This window comes from Sandaracinobacter neustonicus, assembly GCF_006385875.1.
Classification (GTDB): Bacteria; Pseudomonadota; Alphaproteobacteria; order Sphingomonadales; family Sphingomonadaceae; genus Sandaracinobacteroides; species Sandaracinobacteroides neustonicus.
The window spans coordinates 44,860-64,360 of the sequence record NZ_VFSU01000017.1 but is presented as its reverse complement, the minus strand read 5'-3'; the positions used below and the strand labels follow the sequence as shown (position 1 = coordinate 64,360).

Sequence of the window (19,501 nt, the reverse complement as noted above, 5' to 3'; positions counted from 1 at the left end):
GAATGCTGCGGTTCTTCCCTCAGCTCAATGCTCATAAGCCTCCCGCAACACCGTCTCCTTTGCCGCTTCCGCCACCCATTCCGCCACATGCGGGTGGGCCATCACGCGCTGGCGATAGGCGTCTGCTTCCGGGCTGAGTGGCGCGTCATAGGTGGTCAGACGGCTGGCGACGGGGGCGAACAGGATGTCCGCGCCGCTCCATTGCTCACCGGCCAGCCAGGGGCCGCCAAAGCGGGAAAGGCCGATGGACCACAGCTGATCCACGCGGGCGATATCGGGCAACGCTTGCGTGTCGATGGCCCAGCCTGGGTAGTGGCGCATGCAGTTCATGGGGCAATGCTGGCGCAGGGCGTTGAACCCGGCCTGCATTTCGACGGCGGCGGAAACGGCGAAGGCGCGAGGGCGGCCGGTCTGCGGCCAGAAGCGGGTGCCGCCGGATTTGCGGTCCAGCCAATCGATGATCCCAAGCGCGTTCCAGATCACCGAGTCGCCGTCGATCAGGATCGGCACCTTGCCGTTTGCTTCGGCGAAAGCCCCGGTGGCGCGCAACCCGGCCCAATCCGGGGCGTAGATGTCCACATATTCCTCATCGAAGGGAAGGCCCGATTGCTTCGCGGCGAGCCAGCCCCTCAGCGACCAGCTGGAATAACGGCGGTTGGTGATGATCAGTTTCATGATGAATGCTCCGTTCCGGGCCCGTTTACCCCTTTTTCAGCGCTTTAGCTGGTTGAAAAGGACATCTTCGTCCTAGATTGGGCTTGGGGTCATGCAGCAGTCTCTGTCCATCCGCTTCCGCATTCCGCAAGTGGCCCTCGCGGGGCATGTGACATCCGTTTACTTCGTCGATTGCGGCGAGGAGGGCGTGGATGACTGGCTGCACCCCGAATGGGGGAACATCCGCTTCGCGCTTGCCGGGGACTGGACATGGTCCCCCGATGGCCTTGCCGGAGCGGAACAGATTACACCCGCCGCCACGCTGTTCGGCCCCACTGCGCGGGCGGCCCGCTTCACCGGCTCCGCCCACAGCCGCGTGATCGGCATCGGGCTCACGCCGCTGGGCTGGGCGCAACTGGTGCGGCAACCGGCCAGAACGCTGGCGAACAAGGCCGTGCCGCTGGCGAGCCATATGGCGGGCACCGATGATCTGTGCGCCCAACTGGCAGGCGCAACCGATCCGGACAGCCAGCTGGCAATGCTGGAGCGCTGGCTTCTGGCCGGGCTGGTGGGGGTGAAGCCAGCCGCCCCCATCGTCGAACGTCTGCAACGCGCGCTGGTCACCGGCAATATCTCCACCGTGCCTGCCTTTGCATCCGAGCTCTGCGTCTCCGAACGCACGCTCGAACGGCTGTGCCCGCGCCTGTTCGGCTTCCCACCCAAACAATTGCTGCGCCGACAACGCTTCCTGCGCTCGCTGGACACGCTGCAACGCAACCCGGGGCAGAACTTCACCTCCAGCATGGACGGGCGCTACACGGATCAATCCCACTTCGTGCGCGAGTTCAGGGCGCACATGGGGATGAACCCCAGCGCCTATTTCGCCCTGCCACGCCCGCTGCTGACAGCAGCCGGAATCGCCCGCGCAGACATGCTGGGCGACGCGCTGCAAGGGCTGCATATGCCGCGCGAGGCCTGATGGCCTGAAAGAACTGATTTTCGGCTTCCGGCGGGCGGAAACATGATGGTCCCGCCCGCCGGATGGACCAAGCCAGGCCCTCTCAGGACAGCATCGATGGGGTGAAAGGCACCTGAAGCCAACTGGCGGGCTCGGCGCTCGATAAGCTCGAACTCCGCTTCAGCCGAGCGAAACTTGGCCCATGCGCCCGCCGTGAGGGTGGGAGCCCCAGCGACCGCTTCAATTCGCGGGGGCCGATGCCGTTTTGCCGGGAATATAGGGCCGCAGATCAGGCGGATACGCCCGGCGATAGCTCAGACGGCCCGTCTTCGGGTCCTTCTGGAGGTAGTCCACACTTGCTCCCATGCCGCGCCCCTTTGTACCGGCTCTTGTACCGTCGAAGCGTCTGCAAGTTGTTGTTTTTCAGCACTATTCTAAGTTTTCAACAACTTAGAAAGGAAATGGTGCCAGAAGAGGAACATGAATCGACTAGTATATATCTGATATAAATAGATAATGTGATCGATGATTTTTTGATACCAACGCCCCAGGCAACAATGTTCCGTGGGAATTTTTTGGTCCCAGTTGGCGTTTTTGGGACGGAGCGTTGCGAGTTAGACGACGTTCGACTCCACCGATAATCCTCAGATATCGTACCTTGGGACTTCTGACTTTAGCTACCAATTCTACTCGAAAAACGCCGCCGTCATGAGGTGGCAGAAGTTCTGGAATTTCGTAGCGCGCTTGAAGCGCGGGTGACAAAATGCTTACCTCTCAATGCAGAGGTGACACATGGTCCAATCCGTCAAGCTCGCCGACGACATCATGATGGTCGTGCGGCGGGAAGCCGTACTGCAGAGCCGTTCGGTTGCGGGACAGGTCGCCCATTGGATATGCATCGGCCACGCAGTCGAGAAATCCGGATATTTCGACCATGCCCGGATTACGGCGGCCCTTGCCGGGCCAATAGAGACCACCGAACTCGCCACCGGGGAGAAAGAAATCTGGCTCCACCGCTTCGTCGAGAGGATGGGGCAGCCCGGTCCTGATGAGGAAGCTTGGTTCGCCCGTCGGCGACAGCTTGATGTCGGTGTCGGTCTCGATGCCGCCGGGAACCTCGTGCGCGAGAAGCTCACAGGCGAGGCGTGACGCTGACCTTGATTGTCCTTGCAGGACCGAACGGCGCCGACAAATCGACCCTTTATGCAACTCGTGTGGCCCCCCTGTTTGCAGGGCCGTTCATCAACGCCGATATCATTCAACGCGATGAACTGGGCGATCCTTTACCTGGCGTCTGCAGCCCTTAGAGAGTGCAGCCATGCCGCTAGGGATGCGGGGGTGATCCGCCTGCAGCCTTCTGGTGCGCCGCCTTTGCAGGTTTGTGAGGCGCAGCCATGGACGCGGGCGTTGCCACCGACGGCGAAAGTGCTGCGGGTGGTGAGACAAGGCGGCTCGGCCCTCCATCACGGATCCATGAGACGGTCATGGCGATTAAGACCGCCAGGGCGATGGCCCCGATCAATCGATAGTAGGTTTGCTCCCGCTCAAGCGAATGAACGCGGTCAGTGAGGTTCTTGTCGAGGTCCTTGATTTTCTTGTTGATGCCGGCGAACGACTGCAGTTCGCCCGAGATCCCGGAAATTAGATCAGGCGGGAAAGACTCTTGCACGGGCTGATTGCGCGCGAGCGCCGTTGGTTTGTCGAGGTTGGCAAACCAGATCAGGAACATCGGTTGCCCCTGACGAAGGTGCACCGTCACCGGACCGGCATTGTATACAGAGAAAATGAACCGGCCGCGGAAGCCCGGATCGACATGAAAGCGGAGACATTGATGAGGCCGCGCCATTTGATTTTCGCCTTGATCGAGATCAGCGCGAGCGCGTCGTTGGGAACCTCGATCTTCTCCTCGGTCAGGAGGAAGGCGAATTGTCCCGGCGGGATCGTGAAGCCCTCACCGTCGCTGAGCTGGCGGATCGTGACGTTCAGCGGGTCCTGCATCGCGTCATTGGGCGACACGTAAATTTCGCGCCCCATTGTGAGCGTATAGGCTGAGCAATCGACGCGATCGGGATCGAACGGCGTGATCAGCGTCTTGAGGCGGTCCTTGAGGGTTTCTCCGCTCCAGAATCCTGCCGACACTATGCTTTCCCCCATTTGATTTGTCAGAAATATGCTGCACTAATCTGACAAAGTCGCTTTACGGTTGTCAGAAATACGTATACACGCTTCTGACAAAGGAACCAGCATGCGCGGACCCGGCCTCGATCTCAAAGGCGCCATATCGGACCGACTGGCTTCCGGAAGCGTGCCATCCGTCTGGACGCCGCAGGACTTTCTCGACCTCGGCTCTCGCGATGCCGTCGATCAGGTGCTCCATCGCCTTACGCGCAACGGACACATCCGTCGCATCACCCGAGGTTTATACGACAAGCCGACTTTGAACCGCCTTACGGGAAAACCCACCAACCCCGACCCGCGCGCCGTCGTCGACGCGCTGGCGCGGCGCGATCAAGCCCGCATCCTCGTCGATGGCGGGACCGCCGCCAATGATCTGGGGCTCTCCGATGCCGTGCCGGCCCGCATCATCGTCCATACCGATGCAAGGCTGAAGCCTGTCACGCTCGGGAACCTGCAGATCGATTTCAAAACCACTGCGCCAAGCCGGCTTCATTGGGCCGGACGACCAGCCATGCGGGTCGTCCAGGCCCTGCATTGGTTGCATGACGCCGGGGGCGATACTGATCCGGCCGTCGCCAAACGCCTGCGCACCATCTTCGCCGATCCCGATCATGGTGCCGACATAGTCGATGACCTTCGCGCCGACATGCTGACGCTTCCACTCTGGATGCAGCATATCCTGCGCAATACGATGCCACCGGCGCCGGCGGCCGACGGCCAAAAAGCCAAGCGAGCATGACAATGAACCCCGCCTATTCTCAGGTTCTGGCGGCCAATGCGGCCGATCGAAGGGACGTGTTTATCGGTGCCAGCCAACGGCTCGGCACAGCGCCCCAGAATATCGAGAAGGATTTCTGGGTCTGCTGGACGCTCGACGCGCTATTCAATGGCCCGGCGTCCCATGGCCCACGCTTCCTTTTCAAAGGCGGCACGTCCCTGTCAAAGGGCTTCGGCCTGATACAGCGCTTCTCCGAAGACATCGACATTACCGTATTTCGAGAAGACATCGGTGAAGACGCAAGCGTCGAGGCGCTGGAAGAAATGTCGGGCAAGAAGCGGCAAGCCAAGCTCGATGCCATCAAAGCGGCATGCCAGACCTTTATAGGCGGAGAACTGCTGGCTCAGCTCTCAGCGACACTCGCAAGCGCTGCGGGCGAAGACATGCGCGGCGCAAAGGTCGAACACGATCCGGACGATGAAAGCGCACAAAGCCTTCTTCTCTGGTATCCAAGCGTGACCGCCCAATCCGATGGCTACATCCGCAAAGCCGTTAAAATCGAATCCGGAGCAAAATCAGCCCTCGATCCCCACGCTCGCCACAGCGTCACTCCTTATCTCGCCGACGACCTGCCCGACCTCGATCTGACAGTCCCAAATGTGACCATCGTCGATGCGGAACGGACCTTCTGGGATAAGGTTGTTATTCTGCACGGCCTGCGGCGATGGTTCGACGCGCGCGAGGTTCTGCGCGCCGGAGGCCAGCGCGTTTCACGCCACTATTATGACGTGCACCAACTGATGACCGCCGGAACAGGCGCCGCCGCTCTCGCCAATCCCGCGCTCGGCAAGGATTGCGTCGCGCATGCCCGAATGTTCTTCAATAGCCGCGACCTCGATCTTGCCCATGCTGAGCCTGGTGGCTTCTCTCTGATGCCAACCGATGCGATGATTGCGGACCTCCGCCGCGACTACGGCGCCATGGCTGGCATGATCTTCGGCAATGTGCCAGATTTCAACGCTGTCCTTGAAACTGTCGACGCACTCCAGCGCGCGTTGAACGAGCCCGCAGCGTGATCATCGCGCACGGCATAGATCTGGTCGATATCGCCCACACCGCACGGTTACTTGCCGACCCGACCGATCAACTCCTGAACCGATGCTTCACGCTGCAAGAACAGGAAGCGGTCCGGACCGGCACCGATCGCGCAGCGCGGCTGTCTGGCCGCCTCGCTGCCAAGGAGGCGGTCATGAAGGCGCTTGGCACGGGCTTTTCAGCTGGCATCGGGTTTCTCAGCATCGAGATTGTCACGCTGCCGTCGGGCGCACCGACGATCATTTTGCATGGCGAAGCGCAAATGCGTGCCGAAGCGCTCGGCATCAGTTCCTGGCTGATCAGTACATCCCATGAAGGGAATATGGCAATCGCCAGCGTGATCGGCCTCGCCGATCAGGGTGCCCCGAGATAGCTGATCGCCCGCGCGTCGAGATCCACCAAGATCTCGCCGCCGCCGTTGGCGAGAACCTGACGCCAGACCGCGAAACCTTCGAGGATTGCGCGCTCCCAATCTGCGGCGGTGGCTTCGCCGACCTCGAGGTGCGAGGTCATGCTTTGGATCGTCCGCAACAGCCCATAGTCAACCTCACTGATGCCTTCGAGGAAGCTATGCTTACGCGCATAGTCGAATGCCAATGCCGATACGCCCTCTTCGATGATCCGGGCACGACCGCCATCCTCGACCTCATCAAGCAGCGGCCGACTCTTGCGCTTGCGCTTCAAGAACGCGCGCAGGTTCGGCGACCAGCCGAGGATCGCCGCATAGGCCAAGTGGAACACGTCATGAAAACGATATCCGTCCGGATCATAGGCATTGTCGCCAAGAAGCGCCCCAATACCTTCGCCATTGATCGTCATCCGGACCTTTGGCCGCGGGCCTGACCCAGGCTCTTCGGCCAATCGAATTGTCATCTGCCGCGGTAATCTTTCCACATCCGGAAACTCGGAATCCCTTTCCGGCGCCTGTGCACTTGTCGGCGCAAAGCGCGCACGCACCTTGTAGAGATTCTGCTCGGCGACCTGGTCGAGATCTAGCCCGAACTTGCTCGCGACATTGGCGATGTACCACAGGAGATCACCAAGCTCTTCACTGACGCGATCCTTGAACAGCCGGTGGGCCGCGCCGTCGCGCAGATGTTTCTTGTATTCGCTAAGAAGTTGCCCGGTTTCGCCAGCCAGACCAAGCATAGGTACAATCAAGGCAGCGGCGGTTTCATCATCGCTCGTTCCCGGCACCTGATCGGTGAGTAACGCCTGCGTCTGATATGTATTTAGATCCATCGATACGCTCCCGGCCTAGGCGCTATCATCTTGTGCATTCGCAGCGCCAGGCCGAGACGCCTCAAAAGCTTCGTTAGGCACCGCACCTGCTGCAATACGGTCATTGATGCCCCATTTCGGAGGATACCAGAATTCGATGGGCTGTGCCTGTGCTGCAAATTTCTGCTTGATGCGGGTGCGGCCCGTCAGACCTGCCGCTTCTGGATGGGCCACCCGGGCATATTTATCGACTTCGCAGAACAGGTTCTGGCAGTCGATCAGCTGCAACGGCCGTCCCCAGAGCGAAGGGAATTCCAGGCCCAGCCGTGCGCATTCCTGCTCCTGTCGGTCAGCCATCAAACGGATGAGCTCAGCATCGCTCAGCCCGCCAGTATCGGCGAAACATTTGCGAAGCCCGTCGCGGGCGCCGGGCCCCGGGATCACGAAGTCCATTTCCGAAAAGTCGGTCACCTCGCTGTAATTGACATCGGTGACAAACTGATAGGCAAGGAAGTCCCCGATGGTCGGGTATTCGCGCAGCAGCTCAAAGCCCTTCTGCATGCTACGCGCCGACGCAAGTTTCTCCGGCAACCTGTGCGCCATCATCATCTCAAGGAGCTTGAGATGATTTTGGTGCTTGGCTTTGCACCCGAAAGCCGAACTCCCCGGCGGCATGATATAGGCCGCTGAATAAACTCTGTGGCCCGCGGCCATCGCCGTGGTCAGAACCTCGTCGTACCGGTCGAACCGGTAATCTGCAAAGCTGATCGGGCCGAGCCCCCGTTCGAGTCGCTCCCAAGTCTCGATCTTGTTGAACAGCTTGAACAGTAGGATACGGAAGACCACCTCATCGACTGAATTCGGCAAGTCGTCGCGGTAGATCACGTTGCGGATCAAATACTGGCTGACGCGGTCCGAGGCCCGGTATGCGTTGGTGAACTTGTAGATCGCCATCACCCGATTTTGGGTCCACGGCCAGGGGGTATCCAGCACACGACGGTAAAACACGCGCTGCCGTTCTGCGGCGAAGCGCCAGTAACTGTCATAGACCGCCGTCGTCTTGGCCGGCGCGAGATGGGTGGACACGATCACAGGCGCTACGTTCGCTGGCGCAGCGGGATAGTCGAACTCAAGCATCCTCGGCATTGCTGCGGGAATCTTGGCAGGGCGGCCGCGCTTGCGACCGCTAGGGGTACCAGTCTTGGTCAAGGCGCGTCAGGCCAGCTGTGCAGCGAGCTGGCGTGCCGGGGACGGCCGCGGCATGGCTGGCACCGGTGGGGCCACGCAGGCGCGGGCCGCCTCGATCAGCGGCTTCATCGCGCTGTCGGTCTTGCTGATCCGTTCCAGCTTGGCCACGCCGATCGTCACGTTCAGGCGCGCGAGCGGGATGCCCATTTCATGAGCCATGAAGGCAGCGAGTTGGGCGAGGCCGAGGTAATTGCCATAGGCCTTATCGAAAAGCTGCTGCGTCGCGTAAAAGGCATTCGCAACCAGACCCGCCTTGGTCGGCACGAAGCTCACATGCTGAAGGCAAGGGAAACCGAGCTGCGCGGTTGCGCTATGGTCCCGCGCGGGATCGAAGGTTGTTGCCTGCCACATCGACCGACGTACGCCCGGACGGCTATCATGCTGACTCAAAATCCACTCCAACTGGTTGCCGTCACACGGGCCGCGGCCGTACATCATCAGCCGCTCGAAATAGAGGCCCTTGCCATTAGCCTTGGGATTCCAGGCGCGATAGGCGGGAAAGGCCATTTTGTAGAACCCGAACAGCCTGGCGCGATCACCCTGCGCCATCGTCCAGAGCCGCTGCGGAAAGATCGTATAGGCAACGTCCTCCACGTCCCGTTTCATCTTCTTGCTCAACAGAGCATCGAGCGCGGCGCGGACCTTGGGGTCCTCCGGGATGTCGTACCCCTCGTCGAAACCGTCGATTGTGAGAACAAGCGGGGCGATCTCATTCCCCGGATGCTCCAGGATGTGGAGCAGGGTCCGAGAATAGGCTTCCGACACGCTCTTAGCTGAGACCATTAGCGGCTCAGGGTTGACCGGTCGGGCTGCTTTAGTCATCGGCGTCATCCTCCAAATGGCGGAACTCAGCACGCCCGACATAAGCGGTGCGTGCGATACGTCCGAAGGCGGCCCACTCGGTTCCCGGGCGGTCAATGCGTACGAGACCCGGGCGCTTCGCCTCGAACAGCCGGCCGCCCTCCAGATCGGCGATCGAAGCGATGGCATCGCCGTGCGCGACCGTGCCGGAAGGAAGCAGCAGCAAGTGCCCAACCTCAGCATCGATCGCATGGCCGCCCCAAGCCTCATCGGCGACGATGAGCGGGTTGGGCGTCAGCGATCCCAGAATATGAGCGCGCAGTGTACGCGGTGTGAATTTGCGTAGCGCATCAGCGCGTGCACGGCTGATCATCCCCTCGCCCCAGAGGAGGTGCGTGATGAGCGTCGAGTATCCAATCCCGAACTGGCATGCGATGCGGTAGATTTCGATGGGGGTCGCGGTCTCCGGCTTGAGCCCTCGCGTGGCAAAGGCGTTGCGCAGGCCAAGGGTCGGAACCAGCGCATAGGCGGCAAACGTGTCGGCGCTATACTCTTCAGGGACATCCCACGGACGCACGAGCTGGTTTTCGCGCAGCTCATCGATCGACGATCCGTGCCCTAGCAAATGATGCCCAAGCTCGTGCGCACAATTATAAGCGCGTCGGGGAAGCGGGCGCCTGCTGGAGAGGTGGATCCGTGGAGGTGAACCGCGCTGGTACATCCCCTCCATATTGATGTCGTTGAAGGTCACGCGTACGCCATGCGCCTCTGCAATCGAATAGATGCAGACCGGGCTGACCAGGTCCTTACCGGCTTTAAGCCGTGCGGTGATCGCTGCCTTCATGGCCTTGTCTGCCAAGGCGCGGCGGTTGTGCATCATCGTCCTGGCAAGCGCTTTCATGGGTTAGGCTCCCCTCTCGTCATCGTCGGTTTTCATGGCGGCGATGAGCTTCAGGAGGCGGTCGAGGTCATCGGGCTTGAGTTTGCCGAGCTCGCGAGCGGCGAGCTGCAGCCTGGGGTCGTCAGTTGCGGCACGGTCGGGCGCGTCGCCCATTAGCCACGACAATTTGGTGTCGTAGAGGTCAGCAAGCTTCGCGAGTTCGTCTGCAGTGATCCGACGATTGCCGGCTTCCATTTCCGAAATGGTCGGGCGGTGCATATTCATCAGCTTGGCAACCTGCCCCTGTGAGAGGCCAGCAGCCTCGCGCGCTGCCCGGAGGCGTGCGGGAATCGTCGTCGGCTTGTCCGAAGGAGTGTCGTTCATTCCGCACCGACTTCTTCGGCTTCCTTGGCGTCCTGCTCTTCAAGGATCTTAAGGACAAGCGCGACGGTCTGGTTGATCGCGAGCGGCACCTTCGAATCTTCGTCGACGAATATATTGGTTTCGCACGGGATGGATTTACCGAGCGCGATCCCGAGCATGCCGGCAGCGACCGGCCACACCTTGCTTGTGAACTTCGGCAGAGCTTCGGCAGGCTTCGTGCCACCGTCGATCGCAGGACAGTCTTCGCCGCTCAGCGCCTGCACGGTTTGCAGCACCTCGATCAGCTTGGCCTTCACAATATTTGCGTCCATCGCGACTCTCCATATCTTACGTGTGGTAAGATATGCTTACCAGTCCGGATGTCAAGGGCTCGCGGCGCTCAGCGAATGGCAGCTAGGGCAGCCTGTTAGCTGAAAGCAGATTTGTCGGGACGTCAGCCATTGCGATAATTGAGGTCGATTATGGCCAGCCGGCGTATGGCTTATACTCTTGTTCGGGCGTGTCGAGGATCGATCCCGGTGACGCCGTCAGAGGATCCAGCCGGTCCGCTTGCTGCCGCGCCCAATTCAACCAGCCCAGCTTTTCCTCCAATTCCCCGATATCTCTGGCCCGAGCTTCAACTGCGTCGATGTAGATGCGCATTCGTTCCGCTCTGTTCCAGTCCCGGGCCTGTCCTTCGAGAGCCTCAACCGCACGAGCTTCCTCCGCGATCCTCTCGCGCAGCGCCGCGCGCTCCTTCTGGATCTGCTCATACTGCCGCTGACGCTCCTCTGCCTTTTGCTTTTCTTCGATCTTGTGGCGCGAAAGTGCCCTGAGCGCGAGCATCACTTCGCCAAGCCGCTCTTCCAGCTTCTGCCGCTTCAAATCCTTCCAGCTGGACTGGAGACCGGTCCCGTATGCCCCTTCGATCTTCAGTGTGACCTCACCTGTCGGAATGTAGGACCAGTTTGGCGTATAGATCCATTCGCCCCGTTGCTTCCGACGGATATCCTGTTCCGTCAGGCGGTAGGTCACCCGCTGCATCCGTTCGTCGATCACCGGGTACAGGGCAATTCCATCGACTGTAACTGCTGCAAATCCGGCATAACGGTGGCCAGGCTTTCCAGGCTGAAACTCGAAGCCCCGTTCGTGACAGGCCTTTGCAAATGCATCGAGGAGACGAAGAATTCTGTCTTTCGACTGCGGGTGTATGCGAACCTGGAATGTATGCTCGCTGCGGGTCCGGATTGCCCCATACTCATCGGAGGTCTGGCCGGAGAAGTCGCTGATCAGAAGCTTAATGAGGGGATCGGGCTGGCGAAGGGTTTCTGAAACGGTAATCGGGTGGCGGGCTTCAAAGTCCAGGTCATTCTCATTTGCTGTGCTCAAAGGGGCGGGCTCCTGCTTCAGGGCATCAATGCGGAATTCGATTGGTCGTGTGTCTGCCAATTCCGGCAGAGTGGTCCTTCGCGGCCGCTTGCCGGCCTCAAGCTTCTGCCAATAGCCCCGCGGGGGAACCGGCACACGGATCCGGAGGCATCGCTTGCGCAATGCAACATCAGATATCCCAAACCGTACTGCAAGCTTTGTCAGCGGCTCGCTCCAGACCAGTTCGTAAAGCTCGTCTCGCGAGAGATGAATGTTTCGGATGGCGTCAGTCCTGTTCCCGATCATGCCGACCACTCCTGGCCCGGAAGCTTTAAGATGTCAGTCGCTTTACCTTTGCGTTGACCAGATCTGATCGGCCGCAGAGGCCTCATTTCCGGAGCGATAGGGGCAAGACCCCCAGGCTGCGCTTGCATTTCACATCTCCCGATATAGTCTGTTCGGGTGGTGCTTTGGGCGCCACCGAGGCGTGAGAACCTCGCTTGGGAGAATCGACGCCATGGCATCCGGCCGGGTGGCCGACGCGTATGTCCAGGCCGCTTGCGGCTAAAGGCGTCGGCGCATGTCTCAAGCATGTTCTCAACACCCGGCTCCCGCCGGCTCCGCTTCGAACCTTCGAACGGGGCAGGCATGGGCGACAGGCTGACCACTTTCCAGCGCACTTCTTTGCTCGACCATACCGCCAGGGATGTCGGCGCATGCGCCTGATCCCGGATGAGATGGAGGCGCTCCTGACACCGCGCCTTGCCGAAGGGGACCCGATCCCGCCCGATGACCGCCTGGCCGCCGGGTCGATGCTGGCACTCGAAGACCTGTACCACTCGCAAAAGCCGCGGCTGCTGCGCTATTTCGCGCGCCGGACTGACGGGCAGGAGGCGGGCGACCTTCTGCAGGAGAGCTTCGCGCGCCTTGCAGGAACGGCAGCGGAGCCGGGCAAAGTGATCGAGGAACCGGAAGCCTATCTCAATCGGATTGCGACAAACCTGCTCCGGAACCGCGCAAAGTCCGCCCTGCAACGCTCGCTTGGCCATCATATTCCCGTCGAAGAAGCAAATCTCAGAGCCCCCGATCTGGTGGCAGCTCTTGAAGCCCGGGATCTTCTCAACCGCATCCAGTCGGCGCTTCTGAAGCTCAGTCCAAAGACACGCGACATTTTTCTGGCGCACAGGGTGGATGGTCTCAGCTACAGGGAGATCGCGACCAGCATGGGGCTGAGCGTCAAAGGCGTCGAGTGGCACATGACGAAGGCAATAGCCCATGTCGATCGCGTGATGAGGCGGCGCTGATGGCGCCATCCGGGGCAGGGCGCCGCACGGATGAAGCGGTGCGGCAGGAGGCGATTGCCTGGCTTGCCCGACTCCGCGCGCCTGATGGTGGCACCGACCACCAGGCCTTTGAGGACTGGTATGCTGCAGATCCGCGGCATGCCGACATCTATGACGACGTCCTTAAGAACTGGGAGGCGATGGCGGTCGCTGGCGAGACGCCGGCAGCGCAGGCTCGTCAAAAGCCGTCCCGTCCCCCGTCATCCCGGCTGATAGCGTGGACCGCGGTGGCAGCTGCAGTGGCGGCCGCGCTGCTTCTCGTACCGGGAAGTCCCCTGAACCTGTCAGGACCTTCGAGTTCCGGAGCGCAGACATTGCTTGCAAGTCATGTCGGCGAAATCCGCAACGTCGACCTGCCTGACGGGTCTCAGGTCACGCTCGATACCGACAGCCGGCTGACCATCCTCTATACGGACAACGAACGGCGGCTTCGCCTCGACAGCGGACGCGCCCGTTTCCGCGTGGCACATGGCGACCCGCGCGCGTTTCTCGTCGAGGCCGACTCGACCGAGGTGATCGCGCACGGCACGGTCTTCGACGTGGATGTCGCGGGTAGCGGGGTTGCTGTCTCGCTGCTCGAAGGGTCAGTCGAGGTCCGGCCACAGGCGGCAGCCGTGGCATCAAGGCCTTCTGCATCCACGATCCTCAAACCTGGCCAGCAGCTAGTGGTCGCGCAGGACCATGTGCCGCAGCCGCTGAAAGCGGAAGAGCCGCGCTGGACTTCAGGCATGCTGTCCTTCGAAGATACCGAGCTGGGCACCGTTGTCGCATCCGCCAATCGCTACAGCGAGGTGAAGATACTGCTGGCAGATCCTGCTATCGGCCGGCTGCGGTTCAGCGGCACCTTTGACCCCCGCGAACCAGACGCTTTTGCGCAGTCGCTGGCCAGCCTGTTCCATCTGCGGATGGATCGCGACGCTGACGGGATGATCCATCTCCAGCCGTCGGCAGCCACGCAAAAATAGTCCCAGGGTAACACCCGCCTCGATTGTCAAACCCTCCGAACGGCGCCGCAACGACGCGCCGGGGAGGGAGACGACAATGGGACTATTGCAAGGGGCGGTTCTGGCCGCCGCCATTTCTGCCACTCTGGTGCCGGCTGCAACCGCAGCGGCCGGTGAAGTCAGCCAGGCACAGCGGCACAGCTATCAACTGCCGGCCCAGCCGCTGTCGGATTCACTGCGCGCCGTCGCACTGACCTCCGGGCGGAACATCGTGGCACCCGCCGAACTGCTGCAGGGGCGCCAGGCGCCTGCCCTTCAGGGCGAGTATGCGCCCGAAGAGGCCGTGACGATCCTGCTGCAGGGAAGCGGACTTGGCTTTCGGGCGGTGGGCGGCGGGCTGGTGATCGAATCTCCGGCGCCAGTCACTGTTCTCGAGGGCTCGGACATCATTGTGACCGGCAGCCGCATTCGCGGGGCACCGATTTCGTCGCCCGTCATCCGCCTCGACCAGCAGGCCATGCGCGACGCCGGGCAGGCGGGGCTTGCCGAAGCGTTGAAAACCATACCCCAGAACTTCGGCGGCGGGCAGAACCCGGGCGTCGGTTTCAACGTGCCCGCGACCAGCGGGGTCAATGTCGGCGGTGCCTCCACCATCAATCTTCGCGGGCTTGGGAGTGACGCCACCCTGACCCTGCTCAACGGCAACCGGCTCGCCTACAACGGCACGCGCCAGGGTATCGATGTGTCCTCCATCCCAATGGACATGGTCGACCGCGTCGAAGTGGTCGCCGACGGTGCCTCTGCGCTCTACGGGTCGGACGCCGTCGCCGGTGTTGCCAACATCATCCTGAAACGGGATTTCGACGGTCTGCAACTTCGCGCCAATATCGGCGCTGCGACCGATGGTGGCTATCTCGATCAACGCTACAGCGCCACCGCAGGCCAGCGCTGGTCGAGCGGCGGGGTGATTGCGGCTTACGAATATGCGCACAACACGCAGATCCTGTCGGATGACCGGTCGTTCACTGCGTCTCGACCCGGGCTCACCCTCTATCCCGCATCCCGCCGGCATGCGGTTGCCCTGTCAGTCCACCAGGCCCTGACGGAACGCCTGGAATTCTCGGTCGACGGCATTTTCAACAAGCGGTGGAGCGTCTCGATGTTGCCGCTCAACGCCGCAGGCAATCTCAATGTCAGCCGCTACGAATATCATACTACCAGTGAGTCCCTCGCCATCGCCCCGCGGCTCCGGCTTGATGTCGGCGAAAGCTGGCGGGTGTCGCTCTCCGGCGTCTACGGCGAAGAGACCGTCAACCTGGCGCGCTATACCTATACCAACAACGTGCAAACCGGGATCGTGCCGGTCTGCTATTGCAACAACGGGCGATCTGTCGAGCTGTCCGCCGATGGCAATATCTTCAGCCTGCCCGGCGGGCCTGCAAAGCTGGCGGTCGGGGCGGGCTATCGCGACAATGTCTTTGTCGCCGACAGCGGCCCGGGCGACCCGGGCAACGTTCAGGCCTCGCAGGACAGCTATTACCTCTACGGCGAGATCAGCCTGCCCCTCATCTCCCCGGAACAGGCGATCGGCGGTGTGCATCGCCTGAATCTGTCAGGGGCTTTGCGGCACGAACGTTATCCCGGGATTGACTCGGTGGTGACCCCCAAGCTCGGGGTCATTTACGCGCCTGTCGCGGATGTGGCGTTGAAGGGCAGCTGGGGGCGATCCTTCCGCGCACCCACACTCTTCCAGCAATATCAGGTTCTGTCCGCCATTCTCTATCCCGCAACCAGTCTTGGCGGAACGGGCTATCCCGCCGGGTCGACCGCGCTTGCCCTCACCGGTGGCAATCCGGACCTGAAGCCCGAACATGCCGAAACCTGGATGGCGACCTTCGAATATGCGCCGGCCGCCGTTCCCGGGCTCAGCGCCCAGTTCGGCTACTTCTCGGTCCGCTACAAGGACCGGATTGTCCAGCCGATTTCCTACTTCTCGCAGGCCCTGAGCGACCCGCTCTATGCGCCGCAGGTCCAGCGGTCGCCCGACCCGGCGGCTGTTACAGCAGCCGTTGCAAGTGCCGCCCAGTTCTTCAACGCCACCGGCCGCCCCTCGACCCGGCAACGGTCGTCGCGATCGTCGACGGGGCCAATGTGAATGCCGGCCGGCAGACCGTCCAGGGGCTGGACATGCTGATCAACTACAGCACGGACCTTGGCAATGATCGCGGCTCGCTCGCCGCAATGGTGAACGCGAGCTATCTCACCAGCGACCAGCAGACGTCGGCCGATGCCCGGGTCGTCCAGAAAGCCGGGACACTCTTCAACCCGCCACACTGGCGCGCGAGAGGCGGGCTGACCTGGAGCCGGAGCGAGCTCACGCTCAACAGCACCTTCAGCCTGATTGGCGGCGTTATCGATGCGCGGACCGCTGCGCCCGTGCCGGTCTCCGGAATGACGACACTGGACCTGACAGCCCGATATCGCTTTGCACCGGACAAAGGGGCACTCGCAGGTCTGGAACTCAGTCTCTCGGCCTGGAACATCTTCAACGACAAGCCCGGTACAATCGCAACCTCGCTTCCCTATGACGCGGGCTTTGATTCCACGAACTATTCGGCCGTGGGGCGTCTCATCAGCTTCGGGATCTCGAAATCATGGTGAGCCCGGGCCGTGGACAGCAGGCAGCCCTGAAGAGGGGCTGCCTGCTCCTGGCGGGCGGGCTTCTTGCCCTGGCATCGCACCGGGTACATGCCGGCTGCGCCGACATCCTGCCCGCACCCGGTCCGCCTCCAGCCGGTGCAGCCCGGGACGTCAAACCGGAGGACATCCTGCGATTGCGGGATATCGGTCAGCCGGACGGGTCCATGTTCGGACAGCCAGGCCCGCTCGGGATCTCGCCAGACGGAAAACAGGCGACCTTCATCCTGAGCCGCGCGGATCCGGGTTCGAACAGCTACTGCCGGGCTCTGGTGGTGATCGACCTTGATGGTCCGGCAAATCCTCGCATTCTGGACGAGGGCGGCGAGCTGATCACCAGCATCGTGAACCTCCGCGGTATCCGGTCGGACAGTGGCTTTCCGGCGCCTTCGACGCCGGTCTGGTCTCCGGACGGCAACCAGGTTGCATGGTTACGCCGCGACAATGGGATAACGCAGGTCTGGCGCGCCCGGGCGAATGGCACGCGCGGGGAGACGGTGACCCGCTCCGCCACCGATATCACCGATGTTGCGTGGAACGAGGATGGCTCGCGCATCCTCTTTCTCACCCAGCCCGACCTTGAAGCGGTCCGCCAGAAGATCGCCCTGGAAGGGCAGTCAGGCTGGTTGTACGATGACCGCTTCGCTCCAACCGATGGCCTGCTGCCGCAATTGCCCGGTCCGCTGCCCAACCAGCTGTTTTCAGCTGACCCCGTCACCGGGGATGTCCGGGAACCTGCCGACAGTGAGAGAAGGCACTGGAAGGTCAGAGAAGGCCTGAGGAATGCTGCACTTCCGTCAGCGATCACCGCAACCGGTCGTAAAGCCTGGACCAGCCGTGCGGAGGGCGCCCTGTTAGGCCCGCTCAGCCTGTCGGTGGATGGAAAGGACGGGCGACTGGTCCGGTGCGAAAGTGAAGCCTGCAACGGCGGCTTCACGGGACTTTGGTGGGATGAGACCGGTGCAGAGCTGCGGTTCCTGCGCCGCGAGGGCCAGGCGAACGGGGAGCTTGGATTTTATCGATGGACACCCGGCAAGGGTGATCCGGAACGCCTCCACCTGACCAGCGATGTTCTGCACGGCTGCGTTCCGGCCGGACCCGCCCTGATCTGTACGTCTGAGAATTCCGTTACGCCGAGGCACCTCGTTCGGCTCGACCCGGCGACGGGACGAACCACCCCAATCTTTGACCCCAACCCGGAGTTCCGCGCCATACGGTTGGGCGAGGTCCGGCGCCTGTTCTGGAAGAATGACCGCGGCCTCGAAGCCTGGGGGGATCTGGTGCTTCCGCCCGGATATGACGGACGGAATCGGCTGCCGCTCATCGTCGTGCAATACACCAGTCTCGGCTTTCTGCGCGGGGGCACCGGCGACGAGTACCCGATCTTTCCGCTCGCCGCCGAAGGCTTCGCTGTCCTCAGTCTGCAGCAGCCCGACCTCGTTGCGAAATCGCTTCCCGGCATCCGGACAGTCGGGCAGCTGATCGCGGCCGGCAACAAGGACTGGGCCGAGCGTCGCAGCCTGCTGTCCTCGCTCGAAACGGGCGTCGACAAAGCCATTGCCGCGGGCGTCGCCGATCCGGCGCGTATAGGCCTGACCGGACTCAGCAACGGGGCGACCACCGTTCGCTTTGCCCTCATCAACAGCGACCGCTTTGCGGCCGCGTCAATCAGCAGTTGCTGCCTCGATCCGCAAACGGTGGCGATCTACGCCGGTCCTGCCGTTGCCAAACAGATGCGCTCGGTGGGTTTTCCCGAGCATGGCGATGATGCGCCGGAATTCTGGCAACCCTTCTCGATGGCCCGCAACGCGGATCGCATGACGCGGCCGCTTCTCATGCAACTGGCCGACAGTGAATCGCTGATCGCGCTTGAAACCTTCACCGCACTCAAGGCAGCGAACCAGCCTGTCGAGATGTTCGTGTTTCCGCACGAACTCCATATCAAATGGCAACCTGCACACCGACGCGCCATCTACCAGCGCAACATCGACTGGTTCCGCTTCTGGCTGCAGCGGCGCATCGACCCTGACACAGCGAAAGCGGACCAGTATCTGCGCTGGAACGCCATGCGAGAGGGGACCGTTGTCGTGGCACAACCAGTCCCATGAGTCGGGATCAGAATGTTCCAATTTGAAACACTCGCGGCAAAGAGCACCTGAACGGATCAGTTGTCAGGCCGCATACTTTCGTGGTGCTGCCTGCCTCCGCCGCATTAGAGGTCATCCGCTTGGATTGCGGATACCCTGAAACCGACCCCAGGATGCGGGTCGACTTATCCGTCAACTACCACACCCTCAGTCGTACCTATCGACCTTCGAGTAAGACGGCAGCGGCCCAAGCGGAGCGACATTCCATCGCTGCCGTTTTCTAACATGGTTTCGGCCCGCTGATAGTCGCTCTGGGAAATGCCGCATTTGTCGGCAATTTCTTGATCTATCGTTGGAGCTAAACATCCACCTAACGCCAGAACGAGAGCAACAAGCGGTGCCTTCATCGGCACACGATGCAGCTCCGATGCGAACCTGTCCAATGTTCAGTTTTGCAACCTTCGATGCTGAAAGCGGCCGGACCATTAACCACTCTAAATCGGCTGTGAAACTGATCCCGGAGCGTCTCAGCTGGTGAGACGGTTGCACATTTGGTCTTGGCGTTGTGTCGTTCACCGGTCGCAATAGCCGGACGGCTTCCAGCTGCTGTCCGGCGTAACAAAGGGCGTTCCGGTTGGTGCAAGGATAAGCACGACTTTACGACGTCCGCGAGGAGCTGCCTGAATATGCGGTCCATCGCGAACGATGAAGGAGGCGCCCGGACCGAGGCGCTTCTGGTCGGTGGGCGTTCCATGCACTGCTCGCCTTCCACAACGTAAAACGCTTCGGGACCGGGATGCGAATGGACGCGCGTGCGCATACCAGGTGGAAAAATCGCTTCGGGAAAATGCGCGGTAACGGGGCCGTTGGGAACCTCGAGTGGACCGATCTTTGCGCGACGCTGCCCGCCAGCACCAGCGTCTTCAGATGTGGTGCTGCCTTTGGC

21 protein-coding genes are annotated in these 19,501 nt (G+C 61.6%); 11 read left to right on the top strand and 10 right to left on the bottom strand.

Features of this window, described 5'->3' with window-relative positions:
* Positions 1–24: 24 nt before the first annotated feature.
* On the bottom strand, positions 25–675 hold the full coding sequence (locus FJQ54_RS05480; protein WP_140927411.1) for a glutathione S-transferase: 651 nt from the start codon (positions 673–675) through the stop codon (positions 25–27).
* 91 nt (positions 676–766) lie between these two features.
* Between FJQ54_RS05480 and FJQ54_RS05475 the strand changes: the two genes are divergently transcribed.
* From FJQ54_RS05475 to FJQ54_RS17430, 3 genes are all read left to right on the top strand, one after another.
* On the top strand, positions 767–1,633 hold the full coding sequence (locus FJQ54_RS05475; protein WP_140927410.1) for an AraC family transcriptional regulator: 867 nt from the start codon (positions 767–769) through the stop codon (positions 1,631–1,633).
* 771 nt (positions 1,634–2,404) lie between these two features.
* On the top strand, positions 2,405–2,761 hold the full coding sequence (locus FJQ54_RS05470; RefSeq protein ID WP_140927409.1) for a TA system antitoxin ParD family protein: 357 nt from the start codon (positions 2,405–2,407) through the stop codon (positions 2,759–2,761).
* Positions 2,758–2,919: a hypothetical protein gene (locus FJQ54_RS17430; RefSeq protein WP_181160001.1), complete on the top strand. Its 162-nt coding sequence runs from the start codon at positions 2,758–2,760 to the stop codon at positions 2,917–2,919. The genes FJQ54_RS05470 and FJQ54_RS17430 overlap by 4 nt, the downstream gene beginning before the upstream one ends.
* Before the next feature lie 17 nt (positions 2,920–2,936).
* Here the strand turns inward: FJQ54_RS17430 and FJQ54_RS05465 are convergent, their stop codons facing one another.
* Positions 2,937–3,341: a hypothetical protein gene (locus FJQ54_RS05465; protein ID WP_140927408.1), complete on the bottom strand. Its 405-nt coding sequence runs from the start codon at positions 3,339–3,341 to the stop codon at positions 2,937–2,939.
* Positions 3,342–3,367: 26 nt separating this feature from the next.
* Positions 3,368–3,751, bottom strand: a complete 384-nt coding sequence (locus FJQ54_RS05460; protein ID WP_140927407.1) for a dCTP deaminase domain-containing protein — start codon at positions 3,749–3,751, stop codon at positions 3,368–3,370.
* 106 nt (positions 3,752–3,857) lie between these two features.
* Between FJQ54_RS05460 and FJQ54_RS05455 the strand changes: the two genes are divergently transcribed.
* The 3 genes from FJQ54_RS05455 to acpS are packed head-to-tail and all read left to right on the top strand — an operon-like array spanning position 3,858 to position 5,976.
* Positions 3,858–4,529 carry a DUF6088 family protein gene (locus FJQ54_RS05455; RefSeq protein ID WP_140927406.1) on the top strand — a complete coding sequence of 224 codons (672 nt, stop codon included), beginning with the start codon at positions 3,858–3,860 and terminating at the stop codon, positions 4,527–4,529.
* A gap of 2 nt (positions 4,530–4,531) precedes the next feature.
* Complete coding sequence (locus FJQ54_RS05450; RefSeq protein ID WP_140927479.1) at positions 4,532–5,584, top strand: nucleotidyl transferase AbiEii/AbiGii toxin family protein; 1,053 nt, start codon at positions 4,532–4,534, stop codon at positions 5,582–5,584.
* Entirely contained in the window at positions 5,581–5,976 is a 396-nt protein-coding gene (gene acpS, locus FJQ54_RS05445; protein ID WP_140927405.1) for a holo-ACP synthase, read from the top strand. Before FJQ54_RS05450 ends, acpS begins: the two co-directional genes overlap by 4 nt.
* On the opposite strand, the gene FJQ54_RS05440 is transcribed toward acpS, so the two are convergent.
* The 7 genes from FJQ54_RS05440 to FJQ54_RS05410 form a co-directional block, all read right to left on the bottom strand.
* Positions 5,958–6,845 carry a nucleoside triphosphate pyrophosphohydrolase family protein gene (locus FJQ54_RS05440; protein WP_140927404.1) on the bottom strand — a complete coding sequence of 296 codons (888 nt, stop codon included), beginning with the start codon at positions 6,843–6,845 and terminating at the stop codon, positions 5,958–5,960. The genes acpS and FJQ54_RS05440 overlap by 19 nt on opposite strands.
* 15 nt (positions 6,846–6,860) lie before the next feature.
* Complete coding sequence (locus tag FJQ54_RS05435) at positions 6,861–7,961, bottom strand: nucleotide kinase domain-containing protein (protein WP_235890325.1); 1,101 nt, start codon at positions 7,959–7,961, stop codon at positions 6,861–6,863.
* Positions 7,962–8,039: 78 nt separating this feature from the next.
* Positions 8,040–8,894: a thymidylate synthase family protein gene (locus FJQ54_RS05430; protein ID WP_140927402.1), complete on the bottom strand. Its 855-nt coding sequence runs from the start codon at positions 8,892–8,894 to the stop codon at positions 8,040–8,042.
* A complete protein-coding gene (locus tag FJQ54_RS05425; RefSeq protein ID WP_140927401.1) occupies positions 8,887–9,774 on the bottom strand; it encodes an ImmA/IrrE family metallo-endopeptidase in 888 nt (295 codons plus the stop codon). Before FJQ54_RS05425 ends, FJQ54_RS05430 begins: the two co-directional genes overlap by 8 nt.
* A 3-nt stretch (positions 9,775–9,777) precedes the next feature.
* Positions 9,778–10,137: a helix-turn-helix domain-containing protein gene (locus FJQ54_RS05420; protein ID WP_140927400.1), complete on the bottom strand. Its 360-nt coding sequence runs from the start codon at positions 10,135–10,137 to the stop codon at positions 9,778–9,780.
* Positions 10,134–10,448, bottom strand: coding sequence for a hypothetical protein (locus FJQ54_RS05415; protein ID WP_140927399.1), 315 nt, complete (start codon positions 10,446–10,448; stop codon positions 10,134–10,136). Before FJQ54_RS05415 ends, FJQ54_RS05420 begins: the two co-directional genes overlap by 4 nt.
* A gap of 148 nt (positions 10,449–10,596) precedes the next feature.
* A complete protein-coding gene (locus FJQ54_RS05410; RefSeq protein ID WP_140927398.1) occupies positions 10,597–11,790 on the bottom strand; it encodes a hypothetical protein in 1,194 nt (397 codons plus the stop codon).
* 410 nt (positions 11,791–12,200) lie between these two features.
* Here FJQ54_RS05410 and FJQ54_RS05405 point away from each other — a divergent pair, with 410 nt between their 5' ends.
* From FJQ54_RS05405 to FJQ54_RS05385, 5 genes are all read left to right on the top strand, one after another.
* Positions 12,201–12,788 carry an RNA polymerase sigma factor gene (locus FJQ54_RS05405; RefSeq protein ID WP_140927397.1) on the top strand — a complete coding sequence of 196 codons (588 nt, stop codon included), beginning with the start codon at positions 12,201–12,203 and terminating at the stop codon, positions 12,786–12,788.
* On the top strand, positions 12,788–13,792 hold the full coding sequence (locus FJQ54_RS05400) for a FecR family protein (protein WP_140927396.1): 1,005 nt from the start codon (positions 12,788–12,790) through the stop codon (positions 13,790–13,792). The genes FJQ54_RS05405 and FJQ54_RS05400 overlap by 1 nt, the downstream gene beginning before the upstream one ends.
* A 76-nt stretch (positions 13,793–13,868) precedes the next feature.
* Positions 13,869–15,926: a TonB-dependent receptor gene (locus FJQ54_RS05395; protein WP_140927395.1), complete on the top strand. Its 2,058-nt coding sequence runs from the start codon at positions 13,869–13,871 to the stop codon at positions 15,924–15,926.
* A 32-nt stretch (positions 15,927–15,958) separates the two neighbouring features.
* Positions 15,959–16,432: a TonB-dependent receptor gene (locus FJQ54_RS05390; protein ID WP_140927394.1), complete on the top strand. Its 474-nt coding sequence runs from the start codon at positions 15,959–15,961 to the stop codon at positions 16,430–16,432.
* On the top strand, positions 16,426–18,576 hold the full coding sequence (locus FJQ54_RS05385) for an Atxe2 family lasso peptide isopeptidase (protein WP_140927393.1): 2,151 nt from the start codon (positions 16,426–16,428) through the stop codon (positions 18,574–18,576). The genes FJQ54_RS05390 and FJQ54_RS05385 overlap by 7 nt, the downstream gene beginning before the upstream one ends.
* The last annotated feature ends 925 nt before the right edge of the window (positions 18,577–19,501 follow it).